The sequence below is a fragment of the Neisseria sp. 74A18 genome (genome assembly GCF_001308005.1).
In the GTDB taxonomy this organism is placed as follows: domain Bacteria; phylum Pseudomonadota; class Gammaproteobacteria; order Burkholderiales; family Neisseriaceae; genus Neisseria; species Neisseria dumasiana.
The window spans coordinates 1-14,350 of sequence record NZ_LGZA01000019.1 but is presented as its reverse complement, the minus strand read 5'-3'; the positions used below and the strand labels follow the sequence as shown (position 1 = coordinate 14,350).

Genomic DNA, 14,350 nt, shown 5'->3' with positions numbered 1-14,350 from the left:
TATCTCCTTATGCCCCAATGATAGAGCCATTAGATTTGAAGAAGCGGACACGCTTTACTTTGCCATCACTCTCAACCAACTTAATACCAACACGGTCAGCTTTATTTGTTTCAGGATTAAGAATAGCAATATTAGAAATAGCTAAAGGCATGTTTTTTACAACAATACCACCCTCAATACCGCGCATAGGATTTGGCTTCTGATGACGTTTAACAACATTAATACCTTCAACAATAACCTTGTCGCCTAAAACCTTTACCACTTGACCTTGTTTACCTTTATCTTTACCAGCAATCACAATTACTTGGTCACCTTTAATAATTTTGTTCATCGCCGTTATTCCTTATAATACCTCAGGTGCCAATGAAACAATTTTCATAAAGCGCTCCGTACGCAGCTCACGAGTAACCGGGCCAAAAATACGAGTACCTAAAGGCTCAAGCTTATTATTCAATAAAACAGCCGCATTATTATCAAATTTAATCAGTGCACCATCAGGACGACGCACGCCTTTTGCAGTGCGAACCACAACAGCATTAAATACATCACCCTTTTTCACACGACCACGCGGAGCCGCATCCTTAACTGCAACTTTAATAATGTCGCCAACCGAAGCATAACGACGCTTAGACCCACCCAACACTTTAATGCACATTACACGGCGCGCACCAGAGTTATCAGCCACATCTAAAATGGTCTGCATTTGAATCATTTTATTACCTTTTAAAAAACCAACTTAATTTACCTTTTTCAGCTAGTTTTGCAACATGAAATTTACAACACTTAACTGAAACCTATATTAGGTTCTAGCAAACCAGTCTTGGATCCCGAAGGGAGAAAGTTCTCAAAGAGAAACTGAAAATAAGAAACGAAGTTTACATGCAAATTGCTATTGATGCAAGACTTCGTTTCCATTTTAAAGCATTACTGTTTTAAATTTTAAACAGAGCGCGCTTTTTCCAACAACTCTTTAACAACCCAAGATTTAGTTTTTGACAGAGGACGACTTTCTTCAATCACAACAACATCTCCAATGCCATATTGATTTTGCTCGTCATGAGCATGAATCTTGGTAGAACGGCGGATAATTTTACCATATAAGGGGTGCTTTACTTTTCGCTCCACCAAAACGGTTACTGTTTTATCCATTTTGTCGCTAACCACTTTGCCTTGCAAAGTACGAACATTTTTTGATTCGCTCATTACTTAGCACCTTTTTCAGTTAAAATGGTTTTAATACGGGCAATTTCGCGACGTACTCTTTTTAATTCACTCGGCTTACCTAATTGACCAGTAGCATTTTGCATGCGCAGGCCAAACTGGGTTTTTAGCAAACCAAGCAAATCTGCGTTTAATTGCTCAACCGATTTGTCTTTTAGTTCATTCGCTTTCATTATTGACCTACCTGTCTTACTACGAATACTGTCGGAATCGGCAGTTTAGCAGAGGCCAACTCAAATGCTTCACGAGCCAAAGCCTCAGGAACACCATCCATTTCGTACAACATTTTACCTGGTTGAATTTCGGCAACGTAGTACTCAGGAGAACCTTTACCGCCACCCATACGAACTTCTGCAGGCTTAGATGTAATCGGTTTATCAGGAAACACTCGAATCCAAATACGACCACCACGTTTAATGTGACGGGTCATTGTACGACGTGCAGCCTCAATTTGGCGGGCAGTCAAACGACCACGGCCAACCGCTTTTAAGCCAAACTCACCGAAGCTTACTTTATTTCCTCGAGTAGCAATACCGGTGTTACGACCTTTATGCTGTTTTCGATATTTAAGTCTAGTTGGCTGCAGCATGACGGCCTCCTACCTTTCTTTGTCTTTTTTCTTGCTCAGGTTTCGCTTGGGAAACTTTTTCGTTACCTTCGCCTGTATAAACCCAAACTTTCAAACCTAAAACACCATAGGTTGTATGAGCTTCACTGGTCGCATAATCAACATTTGCACGCAAAGTATGCAAAGGCACCCGACCTTCACGATACCATTCACTACGAGCAATATCAGCACCATTCAAGCGGCCAGATGTCATAATTTTGATACCTTTAGCTCCAACACGCATTGCATTTTGCATTGCACGCTTCATAGCACGGCGGAACTGAACACGCTTTTCAAGCTGTTGTGCGATACCATCAGCAATAATTTGAGCATCCAATTCAGGTTTACGAATTTCTTCGATATTTACATGAACGGGCACACCCATTAATTTTTGCAAATCACGTTTCAGAACTTCGATATCTTCACCTTTTCTACCAATTACAACACCAGGACGAGCCGAGTGAATAGTAATACGGGCAGATTTTGCAGGACGCTCAATTACAACGCGACCTACCGAAGCATTTGCCAAGCGCTTACGCAAATACTCGCGAACATCGATATCTTGTTTTAAAACAGTAGGAAAATCACTACTTTTAGCAAACCATTTTGAAGACCAGTCTTTAGTTACCGCCAAGCGAAAGCCGGTAGGATTAATCTTTTGTCCCATAGCTTTTCCTTAATTACCTACTGTCACATTGATGTGACAAGTTTGTTTTTCAATGCGGTTACCACGACCTTTGGCACGTGCTTGAAAACGTTTCAAGCTTGGACCTTTGTCAACAAAAATGGTTACCACTTTTAACTCGTCAATATCAGCACCTTCATTGTGTTCTGCATTTGCAATTGCAGATTCCAGTACTTTCTTAACAAGTTCAGCACCTTTTTTAGGGCTAAATGCCAAGATATTTAAAGCTTGGGCAACGTCTTTACCACGAATCAAATCTGCAACTAAACGAGCCTTTTGTGCAGAAATGCGGGCGTTTTTATGTTGTGCACTTACTCTCATGATTCACCTTATTTCTTTTTAGCCTTTTTATCAGCCAAATGGCCTTTAAAGGTACGGGTCAATGAGAACTCACCTAATTTATGACCAACCATATTGTCACTGATGAAAACAGGAACATGAGTACGTCCGTTATGAACAGCGATAGTTAAACCGATAAAATCAGGCAAAATAGTAGAACGACGCGACCAAGTCTTAATTGGACGCTTATCATTACTTGCACGAGCCGCATCTACTTTTTTCAGCAAATGCAGGTCTACATATGGACCTTTTTTCAATGAACGAGCCATATTAATTAACCTTTATTTGAGTAACGGCGGCGAACAATCATATTGTCCGTGCGTTTATTGTTACGAGTACGGTAGCCTTTAGAAGGTGTACCCCATGGGCTCACAGGTTCACGAGCCTCACCGGTACGTCCCTCACCACCACCATGCGGGTGATCTACAGGGTTCATTACCACACCGCGAACTGTCGGACGAATACCGCGCCAACGATTGGCACCAGCCTTACCGATTTTCTTCAGACTTTGCTCTTCATTACCGACTTCACCAATGGTAGCACGACAATCTACATGAATCTTGCGAACCTCGCCTGAACGCAAACGTACTTGAGCATAAATTCCTTCTTTAGCCAACAACACAGCAGATGCACCGGCAGAGCGGGCAATCTGTGCGCCTTTACCGGGCTTCATTTCAACGCAGTGAATTGTGGTACCCACAGGAATATTACGGATCGGCAAAGTATTACCTACCTTGATTGCAGACTCCGCACCAGATACCAATACAGCACCGGCTTTAATACCTCGAGGAGCAATAATGTAGCGACGCTCACCGTCTGCATAGCACAACAATGCAATATGTGCAGTGCGGTTCGGATCGTATTCAATACGCTCAACCTTAGCAGGAATGCCGTCTTTATTACGTTTAAAATCTACAATACGGTAATGGTGTTTATGTCCACCACCTTTATGGCGAGTGGTAATATGACCATTATTGTTACGACCGGCTGTAGAGTTTTTCTTTTCAAGCAGTGCAGCGTACGGAGCACCTTTATGCAAACCTTCAGTGGTTACACGAACCATGCCGCGGCGACCAGCAGAGGTTGGCTTCATTTTTACAATAGCCATGTTACTTATTCCTTATCTGCAGCTGCAGCAGCGGCTTCCAAATCCAATTCCTGCCCGGCAGCCAAGCTTACATAAGCTTTTTTAACATCGCTGCGGCGACCCAAGGTGCGGCCAAAGCGCTTGGTTTTACCTTTAGAGGTAACGGTAGTCACAGAAGCAACTTCCACACCAAACAAAAACTCCACAGCGGCTTTAATTTCCTGTTTAGTTGCATTCGGCAACACTTTAAAAGTCATCTGATTACGCTTTTCTGCCAGCAGATTGCTTTTTTCAGAAACAACAGGAGCCAAAATCACTTGTGTTAAACGTTGTTGATTCATACCCATTGCTCCTCTAACTGCGCTATTGCTTCTTTAGTAATCACTACTTTTTTATAACGCAGCAGGCTATAAGGATCAATTTGCTGAGCTTCCAAAACCAGCACATTAGGCAGGTTACGTGAAGCTAAATAAACATTTTCATCCAGCTGCTTAGTTACAAATAAAACCTGTTCCAAACCCAAGTTTTTCACTTGCTCAGCAAACTCTTTGGTTTTTGGTGTTTGGGCATTGAGCGACTCAATAACAAACAAACGCTCGTCCCGAACCAATTGAGACAAAATGGTTGCCATACCGGCACGGTACATTTTGCGGTTTACTTTTTGAGTAAAATTCTCATTCGGTTTATTAGGGAATGCGCGGCCACCTTTTCTCCACAAAGGAGAAGAAGTCATGCCTGAACGTGCACGACCGGTACCTTTTTGACGCCAAGGCTTTTTAGTTGAGTGACTAACCTCGGCACGAGTTTTTTGAGCACGGTTACCAGAGCGGGCATTCGCCAAAAAAGCAGTAACAAGCTGATGCACCAATGACTCATTGTACTCACGGGCAAACAGAGCATCAGAAACAGCCAAGCTGCCTGCAACCTGCCCTTTAGCATCAATTACTTTTAATTCCATTACGCACCTACTTTCACGCTGGGACGTACAACAACATCACTGTTTACCGCACCGGGAACAGCACCCTTAACCAGCAACAGCTGACGCTCCACATCCACACGGACTACTTCCAAGTTTTGAACGGTAGATTTCGTATTGCCGTATTGACCAGCCATACGTTTACCGGGGAACACTCGACCGGGGTCTTGAGCCATACCGATAGAACCGGGAACACGGTGCGAACGGGAGTTACCGTGAGAAGTACGCTGCGCTCCAAAATTGTGGCGCTTGATGGTACCTGAGAAGCCTTTACCTTTTGAGGTACCGGTTACATCAACCAGCTGACCTGCTTGAAACATATCAACAGTGATTTGATCGCCGGCCTTCAGCTCACCTAATTTTTCTTCAGACAAAGCAAACTCAATCAAACCTCGACCTGCTTCCACACCTGCTTTGGCAAAGTGGCCGGCTTCGGCTTTATTGGTACGATTGGCTTTTTTCTGACCAAAGGTAACCTGTACGGCAGTGTAGCCGTCGGCATCTTTGGATTTTACTTGAGTGACGCGGTTAGCAGACATATCCAACACGGTTACAGGAACAGATGCACCCTGCTCATTAAACACGCGTGTCATACCCACTTTGCGCCCAACCAGACCTAACGTCATGATTATTTTCCTTTTTAATTTAAAGGGGCTAATTACGATTGATTAGCCATTGCACAAAATACATACTTGGCAAAATGCCAAGCATCGCACTATACCATGACGTGTTTAGAAATTTCAAGGAAAATTTATTTAAGCGTAAATACTTATGTTTATTCGACACACTCAAACTGTTCAAAACTATTCAAACGAAGTATTCACGCGAACTTACTAAGGCTTTTTTCAACTAAGCATGTGACAACGATGTTTGACAATGCATGGAATCAACACATGCAAAAATTTAAAACAAAACCATTACGCTTATGAGATTTTCGGTGGTTTGAACACTTAAGAACCCACACCTCAATCCATGTTGACTTAAATCAGCAATCTGCTATTCAAACACCCTTAGAATAATTTGAGACAAATTTTACAAAAACAAATTAAACGAAACTTCAAATCAACAAATTTCTTATCTTCCAAACTTTTAAATACAAGGATTTAAATATGGAAAATTGGACCCAAACTTTAGGCACGGGCGAGTTGCTCGGCATTGCGGCCGGGGCTATTCTGCTGATTTTGGTGCTGATCATCAAATTCCGCGTGCACGCCCTGTTGACTTTAATGATCGTCAGCCTGCTTACCGCGATTGCTACCGGCCTGCCGATGGGCAGTATCGTAGGCGACGTATTGGTAAAAAGTTTCGGCGGCACGCTCGGAAATGTGGCTTTGCTGGTGGGTCTGGGCGCGATGCTCGGCCGTTTAGTGGAAACATCGGGCGGAGCGCAATCGTTGGCCGATGCTTTAGTGCGGGCGTTCGGCGAGAAACGTGCGCCTTTTGCCTTAGGCGTGGCTTCCTTGATTTTCGGTTTTCCGATTTTCTTTGATGCCGGTTTGGTGGTAATGCTGCCGATTGTGTTTGCCACCGCCCGCCGCATGAAAGCACCGGTTCTGCCCTACGGCTTGGCTTCCATCGGCGCGTTTTCGGTGATGCACGTGTTTCTGCCGCCGCATCCGGGTCCGATTGCCGCATCCGAATTTTACGGTGCCAGCATCGGCCACGTGTTGTTGTTGGGTTTGCCGTTGGCATTTATCACCTGGTATTTCAGCGGTTATTTGTTAGGTCAGTTTCTCGGCCGCCGCATTCATGTGCCGGTGCCGGACTTGCTCAGCGGCGGCAAACAGGATGACGACGAGCCTAAAACACCAGCCAAAGCCGGCACGGTTATCGGGATTATGCTGATTCCTATGCTGTTGATTTTCCTTAACACCGGCTTGGCTACACTGACTGCGGAGAAGGTGGTGGACGGCAGCGCAGAATGGGTAAAAACCCTGCGCATGATCGGTTCGACACCGGTAGCTTTGTTGATTTCGGTATTGATTGCCATGTTCGTGCTGGGGCGTAAACGCAGCGAAAAAGCGACGGCACTCGAAAAAACCATCGACGGCGCACTCGGCCCCGTTTGCTCGGTGATTCTGATTACCGGTGCGGGCGGCATGTTCGGCGGCGTGCTGCGTTCTTCCGGCATCGGACAGGCTTTGGCCGACAGCATGGGGCAACTGGGTATTCCCGTACTGCTGGGCTGCTTCTTGGTGGCATTGGCTCTGCGTATCGCTCAGGGTTCGGCAACCGTGGCTTTAACCACTGCCGCCGCGCTGATGGCACCGGCCGTTGCCGCAGCCGGTTTCAGCGATTGGCAGCTTGCCGCCATCGTATTGGCTACTGCCGCCGGTTCAGTGGGCGTGAGCCACTTTAACGATTCCGGTTTCTGGCTGGTGGGCCGCCTGCTGGATATGGACGTGCCCACAACCCTGAAAACATGGACGGTCAACCAAACCCTGATTGCCATTATCGGCTTTGCTTTGTCGGCTTTGGCATTCAGCGTGTTGTAATAATAAAGGAGTGTCGAGATGAGCAAACCTACCGTGCATTTTGTGGTGATGGGCGTGAGCGGCTGCGGCAAAACCACCGCTGCGGTTGCCCTGCAACAACATTACCGATGCCCTTATGCCGAAGGCGACGATTTCCATTCGCAAGCCAACCGCGACAAAATGGGTTCGGGCATTCCGTTAACCGATGAAGACCGTTACCCGTGGCTGCGCAACCTGCGCGATTGGATGAGCAGCCAAGCGCAAAGCAGCGAAGCAGTAAGCGTAGTCACATGCTCGGCGTTAAAGCGTGAATACCGCGACATCCTGCGTGAAGCCGAAGGTAAAGTGGTGTTTATTCATCTGGCTCCACCCCACGATGTCAACTTGGAGCGCATGATGGCGCGTAAAGGCCATTATATGAAAGCAGATATGCTGGCCTCTCAACTTGAAATTTTGGAAGATCTGCAAGCCGATGAAGAAGGTGTGCGTATTGACAGCGCCGGCAGCGCGGAAGATGTTCAGGCCGAAATCATCAGCTGGATAAAAGCGCAAAATTTTGTATAACTTCTTTCCAGCCCGGAACAGAAAGCCGGAGGCCGTCTGAATATTTTTCAGACGGCCTCCGGCTTTCTTACACAATACGGCTTACATAAACACACCAACAGCCGAAGTAACCAATACGATAATTCCGCCCACAAAAGGCATCATGATTTTACCCAGCAGCCCCGTCATCAACAGAATCAAAATAATCCATGTACCGTAAGGTTCGATCTTATGAAACTGCATCGAAGCTCGGGCAGGCAGGAAGCTGTCGACAAAGCGTCCGCCATCCAGCGGCAGAATCGGAATCATATTCAGCACAAACAGAACGGCATTGATCATCACGCCGTATTTGGCCATTTCGCCCAAAGGATACTGAAACGACTCAGGCACATGCGGCGCCAACACCATTGCCAGCCCCCAGCCGAAAGCCATCACCAAATTAGACAGCGGCCCGGCAATCGCCACCATCCGCAAACCCATGCGCATGTTACGGAAATTACGCGGCACAATGGGAACCGGCTTGGCCCAACCGAATAAAAACGGGGTAAACATAAACATCAGCAAAGGCACCACGATTGTGCCGACAGGGTCGATATGCGCTACCGGATTAAGTGTAAGCCTGCCCAACTGTTCCGCCGTTCGGTCTCCCCAGTAGCGTGCAGCATACGCGTGTGCGGCTTCGTGCACCGTAATCGCCAGCAGCACCGGCAACAAGGCGAGTAAAAAGATACTTAAATCGAAATTTTGAAACATAATTTTTAATTTTCCTTTTTGTGTGTGATGCCGTCTGAAAACCTCCAGCCTTACACCTTTGCCGAATCTTATTTTCAGACGGCCCGAACGGTTACGGCCGGCAGTTGGCCACCTTCTGCCAACAACACCTGTGAATTGTTGAGCGGATAAAGCGGCAGATGTGCATACTTCTCTCTGATGGCTTGCGTGGCTTCTACAAAAGGCTCTTCGCCGTCATGAGGCACGATGCAGACATCCAACACGCCCAACCCTTGCCGAGTATCGTATTCCGCCCTGCCGACTTCATCCATTTCATGCACATAAGACAGATTTTCGGCCACAATCATGCTGCCCGCCGATTCGCCGATATACGGTTTGCCGGAAGCGATTTCCTCCGCCAATACCTTATCTGCCTGCTTTTGCCGCAATTGTGCCAGCAAATAAAAAGTATTGCCGCCGCTCACATAAATATAGTCGCTACGGTGAAGTTTGCGGGCGATTTCTTCGGCACTCAACGCCGCCACATCAACCATATCGATTTCCACACCCCACGAATGCCAAATGCGGCGCGCCTCTTCAACATAAAAATCTACGGCTTCCACATCCGCCGCAGTAGCGATAAAACCTACTCTTCTGCCCTGCATCGGCTCGCCGAGAAACGGCGGCAACAACGATGCGGTTTGTGCAAAATAAGCAGTTAAAAACAGTTTCATCATGCCCCTCTTAATAAATAATATGCTTTCAGGCGGGCAGGCAATGCCATTTATTTTCAGACGGCCTTATCGTTGTCAAAGCAAGACTTCCGGCATTTCGACCCAAGCAACCGTTACAACAACGCATTTAACAGGCTCTTACAAACCAAACAAAGCCTTATCGCCTTTGCCTTCCCGAATCAGCTCCACTCCGTCGGTCATGTCGATTACCGTAGTCGGATCGGTGCCGCACCAACCGCCGTCGATCACCAAATCTACCGTGTGCTCCAAACGGTCGCGGATTTCATACGGGTCGGTTAGCGGTTCGTCGTCTTCCGGCAACATCAGGGTACAACTTAATAACGGCTCGCCCAATTCGGCCAGCAACGCCAAAGCGATTTTGTTGTCGGGCACACGCAGGCCGATGGTTTTACGCTTGGGGTGCAGCGTGCGGTTAGGCACTTCTTTGGTGGCCTGCAAAATAAAGGTATAACTGCCCGGCGTGGCCGCTTTCAACTGGCGGAACTGGCTGTTATCAACTTTGGCATAAGTGCCCAGTTCGCTTAAGTCGGCACACATCAAAGTAAGGTGGTGTTTCTGATCGATTTTACGGATATTCAACACCCGCTCCATTGCTTCTTTATCACCCAAATGGCAACCCAGCGCATAACAGGAATCGGTAGGATAAGCGATAACGCCGCCTTTTCTAATAATCTCCACCGCCTGTTTAATCAAACGCTCTTGCGGATTATCGGGGTGGATAGCGAAAAATTGTGCCATATTGCGTTCCTTGCTTATTTATCGGTATCAAATGTTTTAGAAACAGAATTATATAATGAATAAGGCCGTCTGAACCTATTCAGACGGCCTCCCTAATCCATCAACCGGTATTAACGGTGGCGCGGTTTACAGCTCTTGAAAAGAATGTCCTGACCGGGCGAAGTAATCATGATCGAATTACGGCGGTGGTTGGAACGATCCAAATAACCGGTGCTCAACTTGAAGTTGTTTTCATCGCCGAACACAGTATCAACATTGTCTGAAGCATTCAGGTTAATCGGCATATAGCGGGTTTTGCCGTTCATGTAGGCAGAAGCGTAAACAGGCAGGTTTTGCTTGTTGAAACCGTAAGTTACTTTTACTTTTTTACCTTGTTGGCAAGTATAGCTCACAGAAGATTTGCGTACGGCCTGACCGGCATCCGCATGAGCAACACCGGCAACCAATGTAGCTGCTACCAATAACGCAGTAGATAAGATTTTCATATGCTTTTCTTTCATCAAAATTAAGATATTCGGCATACTCTGCACATTCCCGGCAACGGGGCAGCGAATGCATGCGGCGGATTATAGGTTTGTTCGGTTTTATGAAAAGACAGCCAAATGTAATTTTGAGTAAGACAAAATCAACCCATTGATATACATAAATTTATTTAAATATTTGCACGAATAATAAGCCGTTTTTGCTGTTGCACACCGGCATCACCGCCACATTTCCGCACCATTTTCACACCGTTTCCGGCCGGGCAGCCTTGCATCAACAGCAACTCTTACCGCTTATTGAAACGCCCTAAACTCTTCCCATACCGGCCGGCAGATATCCGGCAACTCGGGGCATGCACCAAATATCCCGCCGCTGTAATCGTTTAAGCGGTGGAAATCGCTGCCTGCGCTTGCCAGCAAGCCGTAGCGTTGCGCCAAGAGAGCATAGTTCAAACGGTCGTTTTTATCGCAATTGCCGCTGTGCACTTCAATGCCCTGCCCGCCCAAAGCTTTAAATTCCTCAAACAAATTGCGCTTGGCCGTGGCTGAAAAACCATAGCGCATCGGATGGGCAATCACCGCAATACCGCCTGCGCCGTTAATCACGCTCACACAATCTGCCAACGTTGCCCACTCATGCGGAACGGAAGCAGGTTTGCCGTCGCCCAAATACTTGGTAAACGCCTGCTGCTTGTTGCGCACATGGCCTTCGCTAATCAGAAATTCGGCAACATGCGTGCGGCTGACCATTTCAGGGTTTGCCGCCAAAGCCAATGCCCCTTCATACGCACCGCTTATGCCCTTCTTTTCCAACTTCGCAGCAATCGCTTCCAAGCGTTTCAGACGGCCTGTGCGCACTTTGGCCAACAGACTTTGCAACGCCTCGTTGTGTTCATCGAAATTCAGCCCGACGATATGTATCGTGCGCTTGCGCCACGTTACCGAAACCTCCACCCCATTAATAAAACGCATGCCGAGCTTTTCCGCTTCGGCACGCGCTTCCGCCAGCCCTCCGGTATGGTCGTGGTCGGTAAGCGACAACATCGTGCAGCCGTTGGCATGCGCCAAACGCGCAACCTCGGCCGGGCTTAACAGGCCGTCTGAAATATGGGAATGACAATGAAGGTCTATCATGATTGGAGATTTAATGTGCGCAAAGATAAAGATGGCGCGCATCTTAGCATAAATGCTTGGGTAAGCAATTTTTGTGATACAGCATTTACATGCCATCATTATTATCTAAGCAATTGTGGGCAGGATTCCCAAATCCTTTATTTATATACTGCCACGATGATTAAGCCTTCTCACACGCCAACCGTTTCGTCGGATACAAGTATCCGACCTACAGTTGCTTGGCAAACGGTTTTTCAGACGGCCTACCCAATTCGAGGGGAGGATTACATATCCGCCCGCCGTAAACAATCAGAAGCATAGTTAATCAAAATGCATCTAATGAAACAAAAGCTTTGAACTCAGCTTGCTGATCTAAAATAACTGTCCAATCTTTATTTTTTTGGCTGGTAAACGGCAAATAATATAATTGCTCCACAGGTAAGCCTATGCCCTTTACTTGCTTATTCAAATCTTGGTTATTCGGATAACGCTTCATTAAAGTAGAAAGGGGCTGCATTTTTTTCCTGATTTTGTTCCGCTCATGCACATCATCAGGCAGCCACCAATCGGGCCGCGCACTGGGTTCTATTCCTTGCAACGACATTTCCAGACTAACTAATTGTTCCTCGCTGCTGTTGGGTGCGCGCACGCCTACTCTGCGCACACCACTCCACGGTAAACTTTGTAAACCTTCAGGTGCTTTTTCGAGCAACTGTTTGTCTATTTCTGCAGCACTAACAACAGTAAACCTGTCTGTTTCGAATGCCACAATCACAGGACGAGCCGCCGCAACGGCAAACAACCCGTAAATGAGCGCACCAAGCTGTATTACACCGACCAAACTTAAATCCACAACGGTTTCACGTTTTGATTTTTTCGGATTAGCCAAAATCAATGTAAGCAAAGGCCCGCACACCACATCGACCGCCACCAGCAGGCCATACAGATTCAACCCGCCAACCAAAACCCCATAAGGCGATGGATACCAAACTTTAAATACTATCCAAGCTGTTACGGCAGCAATCAGCAAACTGATCAAAAGATGATAACCTGCCACTTTTAAAGCAAAACGCCAACGACTGATATGTGTATTTTTCATATTTTTTGTTTATATTCATTAAGCGAAATAAAATTTCAATCAAGATAAAATATATTCATTTCATAATTTTAGCGGCATTCAGCAGGAGCAAATTTGGACGGCAGCGTACCTGTTTGAATCGGCAGAAAACCGTGTTCATCGGCATTTAAATGAGTATCGGAAGCACAAGCCCACACAATGATGCCCATATTGGCAGCAGCAAACGCCTGCGGGAGCGTATCAAACCCAGCTGCACCCGTTTTTTTAACCAGGGGGGTAAATACCAAAGTATTGGCATTGGCATTCAACCCCACCGCCGATGCATTGTAGCTTATCGTAATCACACCGCTAACAGGGTCTGCCTGAATAGAATCCACATATTTACTGTTCGCCCCCGTGTTTCCGTTGCGCGTGTTCATTTCAGTAATGGTGGCATTTAAATAAGTTGCCGATGTCCGCCCGTCGATCACAATTTCGCTTTTAAACGGTGCGATCATTCCGATGCCCTCGGCAATACGGGTTCTAATCACAAAATCCTGATAGGCAGGCAGAGCCAATGCGGCTAAAACCCCGATAATGGCTACCACTACCATAAGTTCAATCAGCGTAAATCCTTTAACAAACCCTTTGTTGAAAAATTTCATAGCTTCCCCGAAAGTTATGCAAAACCAAAGATATTAGTTCTTTTAAAAGATATTATTTTTATGATAAAAAACACCCGCCGCAGCGGGTGTTGGATTCAGATTGGTATTAACGACATTGGGCAGGTGCATATTTAGCTTGCAGCGTGGCAGCAGTTGTAGTAATCCCATTAGCAGCAGCAGTTGCAGTGGTATTGGAAGAGCAACCCCAGTCCAATGCACCAGTACGTCCAGCTGCAATGGCTGCCGCCAAAGATTCTCCTGCACCATTTGCTTGCCCACTACGAACCCAAGGAGTCAAAGTAATAGTATTTTCAGCAGCTGCCACACCAGTAGCAGCAGCATCATAGGTAATGGTAATCAAACCACTATCAGCAGTCATCAAAACAGAATCTACATACTTAGAATTTGCACCAGTATTATTTGCTTGTGCATTCCAAGTAGCAACTACACGGTTCAAATCTGCTGCCGCTGCAGAACCTTCAGTAGCAATCATTTGCTTGGCAGCTTCAGCCAAGCTCAAACCTTCAGTCACGCGGGTACGAACAGTGTAATCTTGGTAAGCCGGCAGGGCAATCGCTGCCAAAATACCGATAATCGCTACAACGATCATCAACTCGATCAAAGTAAAACCTTTTTGCATTGCTTTCATGTTTAAAACTCCAGTTTGAAAAATTAAAAAATGAGTAACGTGTTTATATATAGTTATGTAACCGTAATGTGTTTGGCACGGTGTGTTCGCCGTGTTACTGCTTTGCTGCCACTACGAAATAAGAAGGATACGTTTTTCTGCTGCGGCGTCTGCCGTTTGCAGATGTTATGTATTAAGCAAAGTTTGTGCCAAATTTGATAATTTTTGAAAATTAAATTATATATCATTGATATTAATATATTTTAATT

At 46.2% G+C, this 14,350-nt stretch carries 22 protein-coding genes; 2 read left to right on the top strand and 20 right to left on the bottom strand.

Features of this window, described 5'->3' with window-relative positions; genetic code table 11:
* Positions 1-7: 7 nt before the first annotated feature.
* The 12 genes from rplX to rplC form a co-directional block, all read right to left on the bottom strand.
* Positions 8-331, bottom strand: a complete 324-nt coding sequence (gene rplX, locus AKG43_RS07165) for a 50S ribosomal protein L24 (RefSeq protein ID WP_054599885.1) — start codon at positions 329-331, stop codon at positions 8-10.
* A gap of 12 nt (positions 332-343) precedes the next feature.
* Positions 344-712 (bottom strand): 50S ribosomal protein L14, encoded by a 369-nt coding sequence (rplN, locus tag AKG43_RS07160; protein WP_054599884.1) that lies wholly within the window; start codon positions 710-712, stop codon positions 344-346.
* 227 nt (positions 713-939) lie between these two features.
* Positions 940-1,203, bottom strand: a complete 264-nt coding sequence (gene rpsQ, locus AKG43_RS07155; RefSeq protein WP_054599883.1) for a 30S ribosomal protein S17 — start codon at positions 1,201-1,203, stop codon at positions 940-942.
* Positions 1,203-1,394 (bottom strand): 50S ribosomal protein L29, encoded by a 192-nt coding sequence (gene rpmC / locus AKG43_RS07150; RefSeq protein WP_054599882.1) that lies wholly within the window; start codon positions 1,392-1,394, stop codon positions 1,203-1,205. The genes rpsQ and rpmC overlap by 1 nt, the downstream gene beginning before the upstream one ends.
* Positions 1,394-1,810 carry a 50S ribosomal protein L16 gene (gene rplP / locus AKG43_RS07145; RefSeq protein ID WP_054599881.1) on the bottom strand — a complete coding sequence of 139 codons (417 nt, stop codon included), beginning with the start codon at positions 1,808-1,810 and terminating at the stop codon, positions 1,394-1,396. Before rplP ends, rpmC begins: the two co-directional genes overlap by 1 nt.
* Positions 1,794-2,495 (bottom strand): 30S ribosomal protein S3, encoded by a 702-nt coding sequence (gene rpsC / locus AKG43_RS07140; protein ID WP_054599880.1) that lies wholly within the window; start codon positions 2,493-2,495, stop codon positions 1,794-1,796. The genes rplP and rpsC overlap by 17 nt, the downstream gene beginning before the upstream one ends.
* A gap of 9 nt (positions 2,496-2,504) precedes the next feature.
* The gene (rplV, locus tag AKG43_RS07135) at positions 2,505-2,834 is read right to left on the bottom strand and encodes a 50S ribosomal protein L22 (RefSeq protein ID WP_054599879.1); all 330 of its coding nucleotides are present in this window, start codon (positions 2,832-2,834) and stop codon (positions 2,505-2,507) included.
* 8 nt (positions 2,835-2,842) lie between these two features.
* A complete protein-coding gene (gene rpsS / locus AKG43_RS07130; RefSeq protein WP_002215422.1) occupies positions 2,843-3,121 on the bottom strand; it encodes a 30S ribosomal protein S19 in 279 nt (92 codons plus the stop codon).
* A gap of 5 nt (positions 3,122-3,126) precedes the next feature.
* Positions 3,127-3,960: a 50S ribosomal protein L2 gene (rplB, locus tag AKG43_RS07125; protein WP_054599878.1), complete on the bottom strand. Its 834-nt coding sequence runs from the start codon at positions 3,958-3,960 to the stop codon at positions 3,127-3,129.
* A gap of 5 nt (positions 3,961-3,965) precedes the next feature.
* Positions 3,966-4,280 (bottom strand): 50S ribosomal protein L23, encoded by a 315-nt coding sequence (rplW, locus tag AKG43_RS07120; RefSeq protein WP_197273132.1) that lies wholly within the window; start codon positions 4,278-4,280, stop codon positions 3,966-3,968.
* Positions 4,277-4,897 carry a 50S ribosomal protein L4 gene (gene rplD, locus AKG43_RS07115; protein ID WP_054599876.1) on the bottom strand — a complete coding sequence of 207 codons (621 nt, stop codon included), beginning with the start codon at positions 4,895-4,897 and terminating at the stop codon, positions 4,277-4,279. The genes rplW and rplD overlap by 4 nt, the downstream gene beginning before the upstream one ends.
* Positions 4,897-5,541 carry a 50S ribosomal protein L3 gene (gene rplC, locus AKG43_RS07110; RefSeq protein WP_054599875.1) on the bottom strand — a complete coding sequence of 215 codons (645 nt, stop codon included), beginning with the start codon at positions 5,539-5,541 and terminating at the stop codon, positions 4,897-4,899. Before rplC ends, rplD begins: the two co-directional genes overlap by 1 nt.
* 483 nt (positions 5,542-6,024) lie before the next feature.
* Here rplC and AKG43_RS07105 point away from each other — a divergent pair, with 483 nt between their 5' ends.
* On the top strand, positions 6,025-7,410 hold the full coding sequence (locus tag AKG43_RS07105) for a GntP family permease (RefSeq protein ID WP_054599874.1): 1,386 nt from the start codon (positions 6,025-6,027) through the stop codon (positions 7,408-7,410).
* Positions 7,411-7,428: 18 nt separating this feature from the next.
* Positions 7,429-7,953, top strand: coding sequence for a gluconokinase (locus AKG43_RS07100; protein ID WP_054599873.1), 525 nt, complete (start codon positions 7,429-7,431; stop codon positions 7,951-7,953).
* Between the two features lie 81 nt (positions 7,954-8,034).
* Here AKG43_RS07100 and AKG43_RS07095 read toward each other — a convergent pair whose 3' ends face one another.
* The 8 genes from AKG43_RS07095 to AKG43_RS07060 all read right to left on the bottom strand — a co-directional run bounded on the left by AKG43_RS07095 (position 8,035) and on the right by AKG43_RS07060 (position 14,102).
* The gene (locus AKG43_RS07095) at positions 8,035-8,685 is read right to left on the bottom strand and encodes a site-2 protease family protein (RefSeq protein ID WP_054599872.1); all 651 of its coding nucleotides are present in this window, start codon (positions 8,683-8,685) and stop codon (positions 8,035-8,037) included.
* A 74-nt stretch (positions 8,686-8,759) separates the two neighbouring features.
* Positions 8,760-9,380: a Type 1 glutamine amidotransferase-like domain-containing protein gene (locus AKG43_RS07090; protein ID WP_231718128.1), complete on the bottom strand. Its 621-nt coding sequence runs from the start codon at positions 9,378-9,380 to the stop codon at positions 8,760-8,762.
* A gap of 135 nt (positions 9,381-9,515) precedes the next feature.
* Complete coding sequence (locus AKG43_RS07085; RefSeq protein WP_054599871.1) at positions 9,516-10,136, bottom strand: L-threonylcarbamoyladenylate synthase; 621 nt, start codon at positions 10,134-10,136, stop codon at positions 9,516-9,518.
* Positions 10,137-10,246: 110 nt separating this feature from the next.
* Positions 10,247-10,621 carry a hypothetical protein gene (locus AKG43_RS07080; RefSeq protein ID WP_054599870.1) on the bottom strand — a complete coding sequence of 125 codons (375 nt, stop codon included), beginning with the start codon at positions 10,619-10,621 and terminating at the stop codon, positions 10,247-10,249.
* A 291-nt stretch (positions 10,622-10,912) separates the two neighbouring features.
* On the bottom strand, positions 10,913-11,752 hold the full coding sequence (locus AKG43_RS07075; RefSeq protein ID WP_054599923.1) for a PHP domain-containing protein: 840 nt from the start codon (positions 11,750-11,752) through the stop codon (positions 10,913-10,915).
* 304 nt (positions 11,753-12,056) lie between these two features.
* Positions 12,057-12,830 carry a hypothetical protein gene (locus tag AKG43_RS07070; RefSeq protein ID WP_054599869.1) on the bottom strand — a complete coding sequence of 258 codons (774 nt, stop codon included), beginning with the start codon at positions 12,828-12,830 and terminating at the stop codon, positions 12,057-12,059.
* A 68-nt stretch (positions 12,831-12,898) separates the two neighbouring features.
* A complete protein-coding gene (locus tag AKG43_RS07065) occupies positions 12,899-13,453 on the bottom strand; it encodes a pilin (RefSeq protein ID WP_054599868.1) in 555 nt (184 codons plus the stop codon).
* A 106-nt stretch (positions 13,454-13,559) separates the two neighbouring features.
* Positions 13,560-14,102: a prepilin-type N-terminal cleavage/methylation domain-containing protein gene (locus AKG43_RS07060; RefSeq protein WP_054599867.1), complete on the bottom strand. Its 543-nt coding sequence runs from the start codon at positions 14,100-14,102 to the stop codon at positions 13,560-13,562.
* Positions 14,103-14,350: the final 248 nt, after the last annotated feature.